The organism is Mesorhizobium sp. M5C.F.Ca.IN.020.32.2.1, assembly GCF_004023105.1.
Lineage (GTDB): Bacteria > Pseudomonadota > Alphaproteobacteria > Rhizobiales > Rhizobiaceae > Mesorhizobium > Mesorhizobium wenxiniae.
This window is the reverse complement of the sequence record NZ_RZSX01001233.1, coordinates 1-1,392: the sequence shown is the minus strand read 5'-3', so window position 1 is coordinate 1,392 and position 1,392 is coordinate 1. Positions and strand designations below refer to the sequence as shown.

Here is a 1,392-nt window from a genome sequence, read left to right as displayed (position 1 = left end):
TCACTATACGGGGAGAAGTGCCCGGCAGGGCGATGAGGGGCAGCGCAAACCCGAAGCGATTGCCCTGGCCATCGCGCGAAGGCGGATTGGCGTTCTTTGAGCCGGGTCTCTAAGAGACCTGTTCGACCTGCTGCACCTCGGGAACAAAATGCCGGAGCAGGTTCTGGATGCCGTGCTTCAGCGTCGCCGTCGATGACGGGCAGCCGGCGCAGGCGCCCTTCATGTGCAGGAACACGGTGCCGTTCTCGAAGCCGCGGAAGGTGATGTCGCCACCGTCCTGGGCGACGGCCGGGCGCACCCGCGTGTCGAGCAGTTCCTTGATGATGATCACCAGTTCCTCGTCGGCCTTGTCGTAGAATTCGCCGGTCTGGCTGGTCTCGGCAGCGGGGCCGGCCTTGGCCATCACCGGCGCGCCGGACATGAAGTGCTCCATGATGGCGCCGAGGATCGCCGGCTTCAGATGCTGCCAGTCGGGGCCGTCCTTGGTCACGGTGATGAAATCATAGCCGAAGAAGACGCCGGTGACGCCGGGGATCTCGAACAGCCGGCCGGCCAGCGGCGAAGCCGTAGCGGCGCTGTCGGCATCGCGGAAATCGGCGGTGCCTTCGACAAGCACTTCCTTGCCGGGCAGGAACTTCAATGTCGCCGGATTTGGCGTCGATTCGGTCTGGATGAACATGGATGTCTCCGTGCCCATTCGGGCAGATAGTTTGGAATAATTCTAAATAGGCCTTATCGGCGAGACATTCAAGCGAAAGGCATTGCCGGAACCGGCTGCCAAGAGAATGAATTTTCTTCTGCAGCAGCGCGTTCTTATTGGACGTGCAGGGCTGCAGCACTTCGACTTTTACGCTGGCTAGGGATTTTGCGCTTAGGGTGTTGAAAATTCAGGTCAGGCCGCATCGCGAAGACGGGCGCGAAGCGACCAGACCGGGTGGATTGCGAGAACCGGAGCGGAGCGTACTTTGGGTACGTGAGCACCGGAAGCGCAGGAAACCGCCATTCGCACTCCGGCATCACCTGAATATCAACATACCTTAGGCCAGGCTGTCGATCTCTTCGTCCGACAGGTTCTGCGGCACCACCGTCACCGGGATGGGAAAGGCGGCGCCCTTGCCGGCGACCGCGCCGACCAATGGCCCCGGGCCCTCTTTACCGGCGCCGGCCGCCAGCACGAGGATGGCGATATCCTGGTCTTCCTCGATCAATTTGTGGATCTCTTCCGTCGGCTTGCCTTCGCGCACCACCAGTTCCGGCTCGATGCCGAGCTTTTGGCGCACCTTGTTGGCGTACGCATCAAGCGCCGCCCGCGCAGTGGCGGTGGCCTCCTCGCGCATGATCTTCTCGACACCCAGCCAATGCTGGAAATCGTCCGGTTCGATCACATAGAGC

Annotated in this window: 2 protein-coding genes; both read right to left on the bottom strand. The window is 61.8% G+C overall.

Translation table 11 applies throughout. The features are described from left to right. Positions 1–109 precede the first annotated feature (109 nt). Entirely contained in the window at positions 110–679 is a 570-nt protein-coding gene (locus tag EOA86_RS34700) for a NifU family protein (protein WP_128345624.1), read from the bottom strand. A 358-nt stretch (positions 680–1,037) separates the two neighbouring features. Further along, the coding region (locus tag EOA86_RS34690; RefSeq protein WP_128345621.1) for a universal stress protein at positions 1,038–1,392 on the bottom strand (355 nt) is incomplete at its 5' end.

What these genes read in the sequence shown, in the direction of transcription:
- EOA86_RS34700 (WP_128345624.1), bottom strand. Translation starts at nt 679, where the DNA reads ATGTTCATCCAGACCGAATCGACGCCAAATCCGGCGACATTGAAGTTC.